Origin of the sequence: Staphylococcus sp. GDY8P72P (genome assembly GCF_016890655.1) — a bacterium.
Taxonomy (GTDB): domain Bacteria; phylum Bacillota; class Bacilli; order Staphylococcales; family Staphylococcaceae; genus Staphylococcus; species Staphylococcus arlettae.
Map to the genome: position 1 here is coordinate 104,370 of NZ_JAFEQJ010000019.1, position 15,670 is coordinate 120,039.

The window sequence follows — 15,670 nt, forward strand, 5'->3', positions numbered from 1 at the left end:
ACAATTACATGGCTCGTAGAGAAGAAGAAACTAAAGAATTTGAAGAACGCGTTGTAACGATCAATCGTGTTGCAAAAGTTGTAAAAGGTGGACGTCGTTTCCGTTTCACTGCTTTAGTAGTAGTGGGAGATAAGAATGGCCGCGTTGGCTTTGGAACAGGTAAAGCACAAGAGGTTCCAGAAGCAATCAAAAAAGCTGTTGAAGCAGCTAAAAAAGATTTAGTTGTAGTTCCACGTGTTGAAGGTACTACACCTCATACAATTACAGGAACTTTCAGTTCAGGTAGTGTATTCATGAAACCAGCTGCACCTGGTACAGGTGTTATCGCAGGTGGCCCAGTTCGTGCCGTATTAGAGTTAGCTGGTATTACTGACATCTTAAGTAAATCATTAGGATCTAATACTCCAATTAATATGGTTCGCGCCACTCTTAATGGATTACAAAATCTTAAAAATGCTGAAGAAGTTGCGAAATTACGTGGCAAATCAGTAGAAGAATTATACAATTAAGGAGGGAATAGAGTTATGGCTAAATTACAAATTACCCTCACTCGTAGTGTTATTGGTCGTCCGGAAACACAACGTAAAACTGTTGAAGCTTTAGGTTTGAAAAAAACTAATTCTTCAGTAGTTGTTGAAGATAACCCTGCTATCCGTGGGCAAATCAACAAAGTAAGTCACTTAGTGACTGTAGAAGAAAAATAATTAAGGAGGTGCCGAAATGAAATTACATGAGTTAAAACCAGCTGAAGGTTCTCGTAAAGTACGTAACCGTGTCGGTCGTGGAGCGGCTACAGGCAACGGTAAAACAAGTGGACGTGGACAAAAAGGTCAAAAAGCGCGTTCAGGTGGTAGTGTAAGACCAGGTTTCGAAGGTGGACAATTACCTTTATTCCGTCGTTTACCAAAACGAGGTTTCACTAACATTAATCGTAAAGAATATGCTATTGTTAACTTAGACCAACTTAATAAATTTGAGGAAGGTACTGAAGTAACTCCAGCTTTATTAGTAGAATCTGGCGTAGTTAAAAGTGAAAAATCTGGTATTAAAGTACTAGGTAACGGTTCACTAGAGAAGAAATTGACAGTAAAAGCTCATAAATTCTCTGCTTCTGCAGCAGATGCTATTGATGCTAAAGGTGGAGCACACGAGGTGATCTAATGATTCAAACGCTTGTGAGCTTCTTTAAAACCAAAGAAGTTCGTAACAAGATCTTTTTTACACTCGCAATGTTAGTTATATTCAAAATAGGTACTTATATTCCAGCACCTGGTGTTAATCCAGCTGCCTTTGATAGTCAACAAGGTTCTCAAGGTGTCACTGACTTGTTAAACACGTTTGGTGGCGGTGCCTTGAAGAACTTTTCAATCTTTGCAATGGGTATCATGCCATATATCACTGCATCAATTGTAATGCAGTTGTTACAAATGGATATTGTACCTAAATTCACTGAATGGGCAAAACAAGGTGAAGCTGGAAGGAAAAAATTGAATAATTTTACACGGTATTTTGCAATAATACTTGCGTTCGTCCAATCTATAGGGATGGCGTTCCAATTTAATAACTACTTAAAAGGTCAATTGATCATGGATCAATCGATTACAAGTTATTTATTAATTGCTGTAGTATTAACAGCTGGAACAGCATTTTTAATATGGTTAGGTGAGCAAATTACGCAATTTGGTGTTGGTAATGGTATTTCAATTATTATCTTTGCAGGAATATTATCAACGCTTCCATCATCATTAATTCAATTTTATCAACAAGCATTCGTCGGACAAGATGACGTAACTATGGCTTGGTTAAAAGTAATTGGATTACTAGTTGGAATGGTTTTATTAACGGTTGGTGCAATTTTCGTACTACAAGCTGTACGTAAAATACCAATTCAATATGCGAAGAAACAAACAGCGCAACGATTAGGTTCACAAGCAACATATCTACCTTTAAAAGTCAATTCAGCAGGGGTAATTCCAGTTATCTTTGCAATGGCATTCTTTTTACTACCTAGAACATTAACACTGTTCTTCCCTGATGCTGATTGGGCACAAAAAGTATCAGATGTAGCAAATCCATCTAACAATATTGGAATGATCGTATATGTAGTACTAATTATTGCGTTTACGTATTTCTATGCGTTTGTACAGGTTAATCCTGAAAAGATGGCAGAAAACCTTAAGAAACAAGGAAGTTACGTTCCGGGTATTAGACCTGGAGAACAAACTAAAAAATATATTACTAGAGTACTCTATCGATTAACATTCGTTGGATCAATCTTCTTAGCTGTCATTGCAATTCTACCGATAATTGCAACTAAAGTGATGAGTTTACCGCAATCTATTCAGGTTGGCGGAACGAGTCTTTTAATTGTAATTGGTGTAGCAATTGAAACAATGAAAAGTCTTGAAGCTCAAGTGGGCCAAAAAGAATATAGAGGCTTTGGTGGTAGATAAATTGTAGGAGGGCACTTATGAATATCATTTTAATGGGTTTACCTGGAGCAGGTAAAGGAACTCAAGCGAGTGAAATTGTAAAGAAATTCCCGATTCCACACATATCTACTGGTGACATGTTCAGAAAAGCGATTAAAGATGAGACAGATTTAGGGAAAGAAGCTAAATCGTACATGGATCGTGGAGAATTAGTTCCTGATGAAGTTACTGTGGGTATCGTTAAAGAAAGAATTTCTGAAGACGATGCAAAAAAAGGATTCTTATTAGATGGCTTTCCTCGTACTATTGAACAAGCTGAAGCTTTAAATGACATTATGCAAGAGCTAGGCAGAAGCATTGATGCAGTTATCAATATAGAGGTACCTGAAGAAGAATTAATGAACCGCCTTACAGGTCGTAGAATTTGTGAGACATGCGGTACAACTTATCATCTTGTATTCAATCCTCCAAAAGTAGATGGCGTTTGTGATCTTGATGGTGGTAAATTATACCAACGTGAAGATGATAACCCTGAAACAGTTGCAAATCGTTTAAGCGTTAATGTAAAACAATCTAAACCAATTTTATCTTACTATCAAGATAAAGGTGTACTTGAAAACATTGACGGTTCTAAAGATATTAAAGAAGTTACTTCTGACGTTATTAATATCTTAGACGACTTAAAGTAGAATCAACTTAGTACGGTCTATGTATTGCAGTCATCATAGTTTGAGTAAGTATTAACGTATTGAAAAAATAAATGTGAGTGAGCTATAGCGAAAGTAATTCTTTTATTTTTGTTGAACTTATTAACACGCACTGATAGACACGTATGGTTATAGTTGATTGTTCACGATAACCAACTATAGTAAAAAGGGGGAAGTTAATAAATGGCTAAACAAGATGTAATCGAATTAGAAGGTACAGTATTAGATACTTTACCAAACGCTATGTTTAAAGTAGAATTAGAAAATGGTCACGAGATTTTGGCACACGTAAGTGGTAAAATTAGAATGAATTATATTCGTATTCTACCTGGCGACAAAGTAACAGTAGAAATGTCTCCGTATGATTTAACACGCGGCAGAATTACTTATCGTTATAAATAATCGTCACTCCATAATATAGGGAGGTATAAAAATGAAAGTAAGACCATCAGTAAAACCAATTTGCGAAAAATGTAAAGTCATTAAACGTAAAGGTAAAGTCATGGTAATTTGTGAAAACCCAAAACACAAACAAAAACAAGGTTAATAAAAGAGAGGTGTAAATAAATATGGCACGTATAGCAGGAATTGATATCCCACGTGAAAAGCGTATTGTTATTTCTTTAACTTACGTATATGGTATCGGTACTACAACAGCACAAAAAATTGTAGAAGAAGCTAATGTTTCAGCAGATACTCGCGTAAAAGACTTAACAGACGATGAATTAGGTCGTATCCGTGAAGTTGTAGATAGTTATAAAGTAGAAGGTGACTTACGTCGTGAGCAAAACTTAAACATCAAACGTTTAATGGAAATCTCATCTTATCGTGGAATCCGTCACCGTCGTGGATTACCAGTGCGCGGACAAAAAACTAAAAACAACGCACGTACTCGTAAAGGCCCAGTTAAAACTGTAGCTAACAAGAAAAAATAATAGGTAAAGGAGGCAAATTTTAAATGGCACGTAAACAAGTATCTCGTAAACGTAGAGTGAAAAAGAATATTGAAAATGGTGTGGCACACATCCGTTCAACATTCAACAATACAATCGTAACAATCACTGATGAATTTGGTAATGCTTTATCATGGTCATCAGCAGGTGCACTTGGATTCAAAGGATCTAAAAAATCAACTCCATTTGCAGCACAAATGGCAGCTGAAACTGCATCAAAATCAGCAATGGAACATGGTTTAAAATCTGTAGAAGTTACAGTAAAAGGACCTGGACCAGGCCGTGAATCAGCTATCCGTGCATTACAATCAGCTGGTTTAGAAGTAACTGCAATCCGTGACGTTACTCCAGTACCACATAATGGTTGTCGTCCACCAAAACGTCGTCGCGTATAATTTATTGTTATTGTCGCAGGTCACTGAGAAATACAGTATTAATCTAGTCGACGTACTTAAGGAGGATATTTGTAAATGATAGAAATCGAAAAACCTAGAATTGAAACAATTGAAATTAGTGAAGATGCTAAATTCGGTAAGTTCGTTGTTGAACCACTAGAGCGTGGCTATGGTACTACACTAGGAAACTCCTTACGTCGTATCCTACTATCTTCATTACCAGGTGCAGCCGTAAAATATATCGAAATTGAAGGTGTACTTCACGAGTTTTCTGCAATAGATAATGTGGTTGAAGATGTTTCTACAATCATAATGAACGTTAAAAAATTAGCGTTAAAAATCTATTCTGAAGAAGATAAAACACTAGAAATCGATGTTAAAGATGAAGGCGAAGTAACTGCAAGTGACATTACTCATGATAGTGATGTTGAGATTTTAAATCCTGAACTTAAATTGGCAACTGTATCTAAAGGTGGTCATTTAAAAATCCGTCTTGTTGCAAATAAGGGTAGAGGTTACGCATTAGCTGAACAAAATAACACTAGTGATTTACCAATTGGAGTAATTCCTGTTGATTCACTTTATTCACCTGTTGAGCGTGTAAACTATACAGTAGAAAATACACGTGTAGGACAAAGTAGTGATTTTGATAAACTAACATTAGATGTGTGGACAAATGGATCTATTACACCACAAGAATCAGTTTCATTAGCTGCTAAGATAATGACTGAACACTTAAACATCTTTGTTGGATTAACTGATGAAGCACAAAATGCTGAAATCATGATTGAAAAAGAAGAAGATCAAAAAGAAAAAGTACTAGAAATGTCTATTGAAGAATTAGACTTATCCGTGCGTTCATACAATTGTTTAAAACGTGCAGGTATTAATTCTGTTCAAGAATTAGCTGATAAATCTGAAGCTGATATGATGAAAGTACGTAATTTAGGTCGTAAATCTTTAGAAGAAGTGAAATACAAACTTGAAGATTTAGGTTTAGGCTTAAGAAAAGAAGATTAATTAAAAAGGAGGTCAACTCATGGGTTACAGAAAATTAGGTCGTACTTCTGATCAACGTAAAGCAATGTTACGTGATTTAGCTACTTCACTTATCGTTAGTGAGCGTATCGAAACTACAGAAGCACGTGCAAAAGAACTACGTAGTATTGTAGAGAAATTGATCACTTTAGGTAAAAAAGGCGATTTAGCTTCTCGTCGTAATGCTATTAAAACTTTGCGCAATGTTGAAATTCTAAACGAAGATGAAACTACGCAAACTGCAGTACAAAAATTATTCGGTGAAATTGCTGAACGTTATGCTGAGCGCCAAGGTGGCTACACTCGCATTCTTAAAGCAGGTCCACGTCGCGGTGACGGTGCTGAATCAGTAATTATCGAATTAGTATAATTTTAATATAAAATATACGTGCTACTACGTATAAAGCAAATGAGTGCAACGATAATGTTTGCCACATACAAATATTGTCTAGCTCAGAGTACCCCATCTAACCAAATAATGTTTAAAGCGTGAACTCAATATTTGATGGGGTGCGCGCTTTTTTATTTAAGCTATAGTGTGAGCTATGGCTTTTTTTATTTATATAAGTAAATCATCTTATCTATTCAGAAGATATACATTGACTATAAAATCATGTAAAATAGAACAGGTATATAAAGCTTTTAGGAGGAGTCTAAATGGGAGACATATCAACACCTATAGTACAATTTAACGATGTTTCATTTAACTATAAAAGTGATGAACCTTTAGCATTGAGTGATGTCTCCTTCTCTATTCCTAAAGGAAAGTGGACATCTATTGTAGGACACAATGGTTCCGGCAAATCTACTATTGCAAAATTAATGGTAGGTATTGAGAAGGCCACTAGTGGAGAGGTATTATATGATGGCCAAGTAGTAAATGAAAATTTATTAACGGAAGTACGTCAAAATGTAGGAATCGTCTTTCAAAATCCAGAAAATCAATTTGTTGGTGCTACAGTTGAGTTTGATGTTGCCTTTGGGTTAGAAAATCAAGGAATCTCACATGCTGAAATGCATCAAGTGGTTCCGCAGGCATTGGCAGAAGTAGATATGACTGAGTATGCTCAAAATGAGCCGCAATCGTTATCTGGTGGGCAAAAACAACGTGTAGCAATTGCAGGGGTTTTAGCGTTAAATGCGCAAGTTATCGTATTGGATGAGGCTACTTCAATGTTAGATCCTGAGGGAAGACAATATTTGAATCAATTAATTAGACAAGTAAACGCAGAAAAAGAAGTAACGATTATTTCAATCACACATGATTTGTCTGAAGCTATGGAGGCGGATCACTTAATAGTGTTAGATAAAGGGACGGTATTCCATAGTGGTTCCCCAGAGGAGATATTTAATCAAGGTTCAGCTCTTAAAGATATCGGCCTCGATTTACCATTTTCTATGCGCATACATGAACTATTAGGATATCCTTTAGAATACGTTACTTATCAAGGATTGGTGGATAAACTATGACTGTTAATTTTAATCACGTTAATTTCATTTATCAACAGGGAACGCCGTATGAGTATCAAGCACTTAATAATATAGTGACTGAATTCCAAGATGGTAAATATTATGCGATTATTGGACAAACAGGTTCCGGAAAATCTACTTTAATTCAACATTTTAATGGTTTGTTAAAACCGACATCTGGCAAAATGCAATTTAATGAAGTAACAATTCAGCGTAAAACCAAAGATAAGCACTTACGTACGATTCGTAAAAATGTAGGTATGGTTTTTCAATTTCCTGAATCTCAATTATTTGAAGATACAATTGAGAGAGAGATAACATTTGGACCGAAAAATTTTGGCATGGATGTTGAAAAAGTTAAGCACAAAGCCTTTCAATTATTGTTAGACTTTGGTTTTACAAGAGAAGTGATGTCACAATCGCCCTTTCAAATGTCAGGTGGTCAAATGCGCAAAATAGCATTGACTGCTATTTTAGCAATGGACCCTGATATTATTATTCTTGATGAACCGACTGCTGGATTAGATCCACAAAGCCGCAAGCAAATTATGGAAAAAATTAAGCATTTACAGCAACAAGAACAAAAAACTATTATTTTAGTTTCACACGAAATGAATGACGTTGCACGTTATGTCGAAGAAGTAAAGATAATGAGGCAAGGACATATTGTACACACATGTACGCCAGAAGAGTTATTTGCTGATAAAGCATATGTTGAACAATTACATTTAGCAGTACCAGATATTGTCCAATTACAAAGAGATATTGAGCAGAAACATAATATACATTTTGATAAATTGGCATTAACAGAACAGTCGTTTGTAAAAATGTATAAGGAGTGGCAAAACAATGAAAGATAAGTTTATTATTGGAAGATATTTGCCGCTTAATACTTTTATTCATCATATAGATCCTAGAGCAAAATTAATATTTGTCTTTCTCTTCATTATTTTAATTTTTCTGGCACATTCATTTGCTACATATGCATGGTTATTTGTATTAATTATTTCCATTTTAAAAGCTGCGAGGATACAGTTATGGTATCTTATTAAAGGTTTAACACCAATTTGGATTTTTCTCATATTCACATTTATCATGCATTTATTTTTAACTAAAGGTGGCACACGGTTAGTTGAAATAGGCTTTATATCTATTGATACAGAGGGTATTTTAGAGGGTATATTTATTGTTTTGAGACTGATGTTTATTATGATGATTTCAACAATTATGACACTCACAACAAGCCCTATAGATCTGACAGATGCCTTTGAAAAATTATTAGCCCCCTTAAAACTAATTAAGATACCTGTACATCAATTAAGTATGATGATGTCGATTGCATTGAGATTTATACCTACGTTAATGGTTGAACTAGATAAAATTATCTTATCACAAAAATCACGGGGGTCTGAAATTAGCGCAGGCAGTATAGTGAATCGAGTACGGGCATTTATTCCTTTACTAATTCCATTATTTATATCTGCATTTCAACGTGCCGAAGATTTGGCTATTGCTATGGAAGTGAGAGGCTATGATACTAACGCTATTAGGTCTAGTTATCGCAAGCTAGAATGGAAGCAAACTGACACATTAGTTATATTAACAATTATACCCATTATAATTGTTTTAATTTTGTTGAAATATTTAGGAGTGTAAATCATGCGTATATTAGTTAAAATTTCATATTTAGGAACACAGTTTATGGGTTTTCAAATTCAGCAATCAGGTAGAACTGTGCAGCAACAATTTGAAAAAATCTTAAAACGCATGCATAAGCGACATGTTCGTATTCACCCGACAAGTAGGACTGATAGAGGTGTCCATGCGTTAGAACAATATTTTCATTTTGATACGGAGTTAAATATTGCACCAGAAAAGTGGAAATATGCTATGAATAGTGCCTTACCAGATGATATACTTGTGCATGATGTAACTGTTGTGGATGATGAATTTCATTGTAGATATGACTGTTTAGGAAAGTCGTATCGTTATAAAGTGTATCAAACTTCACAGCGTGATCCATTCCAAAGTGGCTTAAAAACGCACGTAAATGTCCAGTTAGATTTAACTAAAATGAATCAAGCTGCACAAGCTTTTGTTGGCACACATGATTTCACAGGATTTTGTTCCCAAAAAACAGAAGTAGAAAGTAAAGTTAGAACTTTATATCAAAGTGAAATTATAGCTAACTCAGATGGTTTTGACTATGTCGTTACCGGATCAGGTTTTTTATATAATATGGTTAGAGTATTGGTGGCATTTTTAATTGAAGTAGGTAAAGGCAAACGGCAGCCTGAAGATGTTCCCCGCTTGCTCGAATCTAAAGATAGAAATGAAGTGCCATTTACTGCACCTGCAGAAGGACTTTATTTAGAGCATGTTTATTTGTCAGAAGCAACACTATTAGAAGATTTTGGAAATGACATAACAATTCACAGAAAAAAATCATTACAAAATGACTAAATTAGATTGACAAATAGACATAAAAATTATAAGATTACTAACGGTATTGTTTTATATCACCCCACGATAAGCCCCGGAAACTTATTGTGTTACTAGATATATAAGCAGGTAGAACAACAGTTAACAAATAAATGAAATCTCAGCTTTACATCGTAACAAATTATGTACTAACAAAAGACGAAACATTTATTTCTTAGGAGGACAATTATTATGCGTCAAACATTTATGGCTAATGAAGCAAACATTGAGCGCAAATGGTATGTTATTGATGCTGAAGGACAAACATTAGGTCGTTTATCTTCAGAAGTAGCAACTATCTTACGCGGTAAAAATAAAGCAACTTACACACCACACGTTGATACAGGTGATTATGTAATCATCATCAATGCTGGTAAAATCCAATTCACTGGAAACAAAGCACAAGACAAAGTTTACTATCGTCACTCAAATCACCCAGGCGGTATCAAATCAGTTACTGCTGGTGAATTAAGAGAAAAAAATCCAGAACGTTTACTTGAAACTTCAATTAAAGGTATGTTACCAAGCACTCGTTTAGGCGAAAAACAAGGCAAAAAATTATTTGTATATGGTGGCGCTGAACATCCACACGCTGCACAACAACCAGAAAACTACGAGTTACGTGGTTAATTAGAAGGAGGAAATTACATTGGCACAAGTTGAATATAAAGGCACAGGCCGTCGTAAAAACTCAGTAGCACGTGTACGTTTAGTACCAGGTGAAGGTAACATGACAGTTAATGGTCGTGACGTACGTGACTACTTACCATTTGAATCATTAATTTTAGACATTAACCAAGCATTCGACGTTACAGAAACAAAAGGTAACTACGATGTATTAGTAAATGTTCACGGTGGAGGATTCACTGGACAAGCACAAGCTATCCGTCACGGAATCTCTCGTGCATTATTAGAAGCAGATCCTGAATACAGATCTTCATTAAAACGTGCTGGATTACTTACACGTGACCCACGTATGAAAGAACGTAAAAAACCAGGTCTTAAAAAAGCACGTCGTTCACCACAATTCTCAAAACGTTAATTATTGGTGTCATTTCAAAGCACTTCCCAATTGGGAAGTGCTTTTTTTATGTTTTAATTTCACTCTGAATAAAATAAAAGAACTAACCCCAAATTTCTGGCTAGTTCTTTTAAATATATTACTTAGTTGTCATCATTTAATTGTCCTAAAAGTTCAACTAAACGAATACGATTATTTGTTCCATATACATGGGGAAGTATCATAATTTCATCAGCGTTATATTCTGTAGCTAATGATGACAATCGCTGTCTAACATTATTAGGGGTATCAGCTATGACTCGACGTTTATTTTGTTCGAATTTTTGATATTCACGTGCAGAAAAACCACGATTGACAGTAAAGTCAATAGAAGGATAAACAGTAGGTTGATCTAAATAATTTATCCGTAATAACCATAAATGAAAAGGCTGCTCTAAAGCGGAGACTTGTTCTTGAGTATCAGCTGTAATGACAAAAGTAGCAACGATGACATAAGGTGGTTGTTCGTGACGATATTGCAAGTATTCTTGCTTGTAAGTTTGAATCATTTGTTTAATTTTCGTTGTCGGTTGTCCCATCAATGCTACTACTAGAGGTAAGCCTTGTTTAGCAGCTAATTTTGCACTATCTACACTAGTAGAAAGTAAATACATTGAAGGTTGTGTACTAATCATAGGTGTAGCATACAATGCGTGAAAACGATTGTGTGTGTTTATGTCATCATTAAAATATGTCGATAAATCGATGAGTTGTTGCTCGTAATTTACAGTTGCTGTTTTGTTTTCGTTTAATGCAGCGTTAACGTTTGGAAAACTCGGTGAACGTCCTATACCTAAGTCAACACGACCGGGGTGTCTAGCTTCCATTGTTTTAAATTGTTCTGCTACTTTATATGCACTATAATGTGGCAACATAACACCGCCACTACCTATATTAATTGATGTTGTATTTTCTAACAGTGACATCATAATCATTTCAGGAGAACTCGAAGCAACCGAAAATACTTGGTGATGCTCTGCAATCCAATAGCGATGATAATGATACTGTTCAGCAACTTTAGCTAAGGCAATAGTATGATTTAATGCAGATGTGGCATTTTCGCCCTCAAAAATTGGCACATAATCTAAAATACTTAATTTCATCCCACACGTTCCTCCATATTGACCATAATAATACGATTATCATAACATTCACTAATTAATTAATCACTTTGATTGATTCCAGTAAGAAGTAAATATAGAATTAACTTGAAATATTATTTTTATACGGAGGCGATAAATTATGAAAGCTGAACAAATTCTATTAGCCAAAAGACCTCAAGGTGTACCTACGGACGATGTGTTTAAATATGAAACCGTGGATTTAGCAGACCCTAGTGACGGAGAAATACAAGTTGAAGCAATTTATATTTCTGTAGATCCTTATATGAGAGGGCGAATGAATGAAGGTAAGTCTTATGTACAGCCATTTGAAGTAAATAAACCTTTAAATGGTCATATTGTCGCTCGAGTAATAAAGAGTAAAGCACAAGGGTTTAGTAATGGTGACATTGTAGTCGGCCGTTTACCGTGGCAAACAGCTGTTAATATTCAACCTGATGATGTAACTAAAGTAACTCAAACTGACATACCTCTACATTTATATTTAAGTGTTTTAGGTATGACAGGTCAAACGGCGTATCATGGTTTATTAAAAATTGGGCAACCTAAAGCAGGTGAAACTGTAGTTGTTTCTGCGGCGTCTGGTGCAGTCGGCTCTGTAGTAGGTCAAATTGCCAAATTAAAAGGTGCACGTGTTGTTGGTATAGCGGGTGGTAAGGAAAAAACTGATTATCTCGTTACAGAATTAGGATTTGACGCAGCCGTTGATTATAAAGATTCACAATATGCCTCATTATTAGCAGATGCTGTGCCAGATGGTGTAGACGTATACTTCGAAAATGTTGGTGGGCATGTCGCTGATGAAGTATTGAAGCATTTAAATCAATTTGCACGTATTCCTGTCTGTGGAGCGATTTCAGGATATAATGACGTAGAAATAGATCATGGTCCTAGAATTCAGCCGATATTAATTAAATCACAAGCACTAATGCAAGGTTTCATTGTTGCAAATTATGCAGATGATTTTGCAAATGCTAGTAAAGAACTTGCACAATGGGTAACAGAAGATAAAATTAAAAGTAAAACATCAATTATGGATGGCTTTGAGCATTTACCACAAGCATTTAGAAATTTATTTACTGGTGATAATTTTGGTAAACAAGTTGTACGTGTAAAAGATCTCGAATAGAAAGGAAATGACATAACATGAAAGCAATAGTTGCAGATCGTGCTTTTTCATTAGAAGAAGGTAATCATTTTTACGAATTAGATATTGATACACCTCAACCACAAGATAAAGAATTACTGGTTCGTGTCGAAGCGATTAGTGTGAATCCTGTTGATACTAAAATTAGACAATCACCGGTACAAAACGGACCAAGGATTCTAGGCTATGATTGTGTTGGTACAATAGAGGCCATAGGTGATAATGTAACACTGTTTGATATTGGTGACACCGTGTATTATTCAGGCTCACCAGACTGTCAAGGTTCGAATCAAGAATATCAACTTGTTAATGAGCAGCTTGTTGCTTTGAAACCTCAAAATTTATCCAATATAGAAGCTGTAGGCATTCCATTAACTGCGTTAACAGCGTCAGAAACTTTATTTGATGTATTCGGTATTTCTCATATTGCTGAAGATAATGTAGGTAAGTCTATACTTATTATCAATGGAGCTGGTGGAGTAGGAAGTATTGCTACCCAAATTGCTAAACAGTATGGACTCTACGTTATTACAACTGCTTCTCGTGATGCGACAGTAGAATGGTCGCAACAAATGGGTGCTGACGTAGTACTTAACCATAAAGAAGATTTGAGAGCAGCGTTTAAATCACATGAGTTAGCAGAAGTAGATTTTGTATTTTGTACATTTAGTACTGACATGTATTACGAAGTTATGATTGATTTAGTCAAACCACGTGGAAAAATTGCTACTATTGTAGCATTTAATGACAAACAAGATTTAAACTTATTAAAAAATAAAAGTGTGACCTTTACACATGAATATATGTATTCAAGACCTTTGCATAAAACTGATGATATGATTATGCATCATCGTTATTTAAATGATGTAACAGCTAACTTGGAAGCGGGAATCTACCAACCTACCACAAATAAAGTCATTGAAGGTTTAACGGCAGAATCACTTTATACTGCACATGAACTATTAGAGTCTAATCAGATGATTGGAAAATTAGTTATTAACTTAATAAATGATTGAACTAACAACTAATAGTAAACTCGAGAGTTAATGTATCAAGTGAATACAATTATATAGAGTTACACAATTTATTAGCTTTGTTAAAATATGAAGGCGAATATAACAATCTATTCCAATTATAGATTGTTATGTTCGCCATTTTTATTAGTTAAACATGCATTAAATGTATAATTTGCATGTCGTAGGGTATAAGTTATATATCAAATTAACCGGAGTGAATGGATTATGCGAATGAAATCAATTACGGGAGTATTTTGGGTTGCATTACTTATCTGTACTGGATTTGTAATATACGGTGCAATATGGCCAAAAACACTGGAAACTATAACTCAAAATATTACTTCCTTTATAGCAGTTAATTTTGGCTGGTACTATTTACTATTAGTATTATTTATTTTAATAGTTTGTATTTATTTATTATTTTCTAGATATGCCAGTATTACTTTAGGAAAAGAAGGGGAAGATCCTGAATTCTCACTAAAATCATGGTTTGCGATGTTATTTAGTGCTGGTATGGGTATTGGTTTAGTCTTTTGGACTACTGCAGAACCTATAAGTCATGCTTTCACTATGACACCAATACATAAAGCAGGAACACAAACAGCTATCAATGAAGCAATGCAATTTTCATTTTTTCATTGGGGTATTCATGCTTGGGCTGTGTACGGGATTGTGGCTTTAATATTTGCTTATTTTAGTTTTCACAAAGGTTATCCCGGTCTTGTTAGTGCAACTTTAATGCCATTGTTTGGCGAAAAAACTATGCGTGGTCCTCTAGGACAAGCGATAGATGTACTGGCCATTATTGCGACAGTTACTGGAGTGGCAGCTACATTAGGTTTTGGAGCTTTACAAATTAACGAAGGTTTAAACTTTTTATTCAATATACCATCTAATTTTGGTGTTCAAGTTGTTATTATAATTATTGCTACTATCTTATTTACTTGGTCAGCGTGGTCAGGTATAAATAAAGGAATTAAAAGCCTTAGTAATATTAATATGGCATTAGCTTTTGTCGTATTAGTTGCCTTATTCTGTGTAGGACCAACATTGAGTATTTTAAATACTTTCACTAATGGCTTGGGAGATTACATTGCCAACTTTTTCAAAATGAGTTTACGTATTCCACAATCTGGTGGAGAGAAATTCCAATGGCTACAAAATTGGACTATTTTCTACTGGGCATGGTGGATTTCATGGGCACCATTTGTTGGTATCTTTATTGCACGTGTTTCACGCGGTAGAACTATCAAAGAATTTATCTTAGGTGTGTTATTCGTACCGGCACTTGTTTGTTTCATATTCTTTGCAGTATTTGGCACATCAGCTATTTATTTGCAGCAGCATGGTATAGCAGATATAGCTAAGTATGCAACTGAAACGGCTACTTTTGCTACATTAGAACATTATCCGTTAGGATTTATATTAAGTTTAATAACATTAGTAGTTATCATGATTTTCTTTGTTACTTCAGCTGATTCAGCTACCTATGTGTTAGGAATGCTCAGCTCGAAAGGACATATTAATCCTACAAGTTTTGTCAAAGTAAGTTGGGGAGTAATTTTAGCGCTGTTTGCAATGATCATGATTTATACAGGTGGTACTCAATCCATACAAAATTTACTGATTATTGCTGCACTACCATTTTCAATAGTAATTATATTAATGATATGGTCGTTATTTAAATCTTTAGCGATTGAAAAGCCGAGAAATCAACAGTTTAAGTTAGCTCAGTCGAAACATCAGGAATTAAAAATGAAAGAAGATTAAATAAGACAGGTACAATTTGATAGCTAAGTTATTATATATGACGAAATTTTATCTACTAGTACATGTTTAAAAGAAAATTG

At 34.9% G+C, this 15,670-nt stretch carries 21 protein-coding genes; 20 read left to right on the plus strand and 1 reads right to left on the minus strand.

Translation table 11 applies throughout. From position 1 onward, the window contains the following. Positions 1-8: 8 nt before the first annotated feature. The 17 genes from rpsE to rpsI all read left to right on the plus strand — a co-directional run bounded on the left by rpsE (position 9) and on the right by rpsI (position 10,518). Positions 9-509, plus strand: coding sequence for a 30S ribosomal protein S5 (rpsE, locus tag JVU85_RS08845; RefSeq protein WP_002509261.1), 501 nt, complete (start codon positions 9-11; stop codon positions 507-509). A gap of 15 nt (positions 510-524) precedes the next feature. Beyond that, the gene (rpmD, locus tag JVU85_RS08850) at positions 525-704 is read left to right on the plus strand and encodes a 50S ribosomal protein L30 (RefSeq protein ID WP_002482630.1); all 180 of its coding nucleotides are present in this window, start codon (positions 525-527) and stop codon (positions 702-704) included. A gap of 16 nt (positions 705-720) precedes the next feature. Next, the gene (rplO, locus tag JVU85_RS08855; protein ID WP_002509260.1) at positions 721-1,161 is read left to right on the plus strand and encodes a 50S ribosomal protein L15; all 441 of its coding nucleotides are present in this window, start codon (positions 721-723) and stop codon (positions 1,159-1,161) included. Further along, on the plus strand, positions 1,161-2,453 hold the full coding sequence (gene secY / locus JVU85_RS08860; RefSeq protein WP_002509259.1) for a preprotein translocase subunit SecY: 1,293 nt from the start codon (positions 1,161-1,163) through the stop codon (positions 2,451-2,453). The genes rplO and secY overlap by 1 nt, the downstream gene beginning before the upstream one ends. 17 nt (positions 2,454-2,470) lie before the next feature. After that, the gene (locus JVU85_RS08865; protein WP_002509258.1) at positions 2,471-3,121 is read left to right on the plus strand and encodes an adenylate kinase; all 651 of its coding nucleotides are present in this window, start codon (positions 2,471-2,473) and stop codon (positions 3,119-3,121) included. Positions 3,122-3,322: 201 nt separating this feature from the next. Beyond that, positions 3,323-3,541 (plus strand): translation initiation factor IF-1, encoded by a 219-nt coding sequence (gene infA / locus JVU85_RS08870; protein WP_001118443.1) that lies wholly within the window; start codon positions 3,323-3,325, stop codon positions 3,539-3,541. A gap of 31 nt (positions 3,542-3,572) precedes the next feature. Continuing rightward, on the plus strand, positions 3,573-3,686 hold the full coding sequence (gene rpmJ / locus JVU85_RS08875; protein WP_002509257.1) for a 50S ribosomal protein L36: 114 nt from the start codon (positions 3,573-3,575) through the stop codon (positions 3,684-3,686). Positions 3,687-3,708: 22 nt separating this feature from the next. Next, positions 3,709-4,074, plus strand: a complete 366-nt coding sequence (rpsM, locus tag JVU85_RS08880; protein WP_002509256.1) for a 30S ribosomal protein S13 — start codon at positions 3,709-3,711, stop codon at positions 4,072-4,074. A 23-nt stretch (positions 4,075-4,097) separates the two neighbouring features. Next, positions 4,098-4,487, plus strand: coding sequence for a 30S ribosomal protein S11 (gene rpsK, locus JVU85_RS08885; protein ID WP_002509255.1), 390 nt, complete (start codon positions 4,098-4,100; stop codon positions 4,485-4,487). Between the two features lie 75 nt (positions 4,488-4,562). After that, complete coding sequence (locus JVU85_RS08890) at positions 4,563-5,507, plus strand: DNA-directed RNA polymerase subunit alpha (RefSeq protein WP_002509254.1); 945 nt, start codon at positions 4,563-4,565, stop codon at positions 5,505-5,507. Between the two features lie 19 nt (positions 5,508-5,526). Further along, positions 5,527-5,895: a 50S ribosomal protein L17 gene (rplQ, locus tag JVU85_RS08895; RefSeq protein WP_021458972.1), complete on the plus strand. Its 369-nt coding sequence runs from the start codon at positions 5,527-5,529 to the stop codon at positions 5,893-5,895. Positions 5,896-6,182: 287 nt separating this feature from the next. Further along, complete coding sequence (locus JVU85_RS08900; RefSeq protein ID WP_021458973.1) at positions 6,183-6,995, plus strand: energy-coupling factor transporter ATPase; 813 nt, start codon at positions 6,183-6,185, stop codon at positions 6,993-6,995. After that, the gene (locus tag JVU85_RS08905; protein ID WP_002509251.1) at positions 6,992-7,855 is read left to right on the plus strand and encodes an energy-coupling factor transporter ATPase; all 864 of its coding nucleotides are present in this window, start codon (positions 6,992-6,994) and stop codon (positions 7,853-7,855) included. Before JVU85_RS08900 ends, JVU85_RS08905 begins: the two co-directional genes overlap by 4 nt. After that, positions 7,845-8,651: an energy-coupling factor transporter transmembrane component T family protein gene (locus JVU85_RS08910; protein WP_002509250.1), complete on the plus strand. Its 807-nt coding sequence runs from the start codon at positions 7,845-7,847 to the stop codon at positions 8,649-8,651. Before JVU85_RS08905 ends, JVU85_RS08910 begins: the two co-directional genes overlap by 11 nt. Before the next feature lie 3 nt (positions 8,652-8,654). Then, positions 8,655-9,458 (plus strand): tRNA pseudouridine(38-40) synthase TruA, encoded by an 804-nt coding sequence (gene truA, locus JVU85_RS08915; protein WP_002509249.1) that lies wholly within the window; start codon positions 8,655-8,657, stop codon positions 9,456-9,458. Between the two features lie 210 nt (positions 9,459-9,668). After that, a complete protein-coding gene (rplM, locus tag JVU85_RS08920; RefSeq protein WP_021458974.1) occupies positions 9,669-10,106 on the plus strand; it encodes a 50S ribosomal protein L13 in 438 nt (145 codons plus the stop codon). Between the two features lie 19 nt (positions 10,107-10,125). Beyond that, positions 10,126-10,518 (plus strand): 30S ribosomal protein S9, encoded by a 393-nt coding sequence (gene rpsI / locus JVU85_RS08925; RefSeq protein WP_021458975.1) that lies wholly within the window; start codon positions 10,126-10,128, stop codon positions 10,516-10,518. Between the two features lie 122 nt (positions 10,519-10,640). Here the strand turns inward: rpsI and JVU85_RS08930 are convergent, their stop codons facing one another. Further along, a complete protein-coding gene (locus JVU85_RS08930; RefSeq protein ID WP_204171490.1) occupies positions 10,641-11,639 on the minus strand; it encodes an LLM class flavin-dependent oxidoreductase in 999 nt (332 codons plus the stop codon). Positions 11,640-11,778: 139 nt separating this feature from the next. On the opposite strand from JVU85_RS08930, the gene JVU85_RS08935 reads away from it, so the two are divergent. The 3 genes from JVU85_RS08935 (at position 11,779) to JVU85_RS08945 (ending at position 15,590) form a co-directional block, all read left to right on the plus strand. After that, positions 11,779-12,786, plus strand: a complete 1,008-nt coding sequence (locus tag JVU85_RS08935; protein WP_002509245.1) for an NADP-dependent oxidoreductase — start codon at positions 11,779-11,781, stop codon at positions 12,784-12,786. A 17-nt stretch (positions 12,787-12,803) separates the two neighbouring features. After that, positions 12,804-13,820, plus strand: a complete 1,017-nt coding sequence (locus JVU85_RS08940; RefSeq protein WP_103388487.1) for a zinc-binding alcohol dehydrogenase family protein — start codon at positions 12,804-12,806, stop codon at positions 13,818-13,820. Between the two features lie 225 nt (positions 13,821-14,045). Continuing rightward, positions 14,046-15,590: a BCCT family transporter gene (locus tag JVU85_RS08945; RefSeq protein ID WP_204171489.1), complete on the plus strand. Its 1,545-nt coding sequence runs from the start codon at positions 14,046-14,048 to the stop codon at positions 15,588-15,590. Positions 15,591-15,670: the final 80 nt, after the last annotated feature.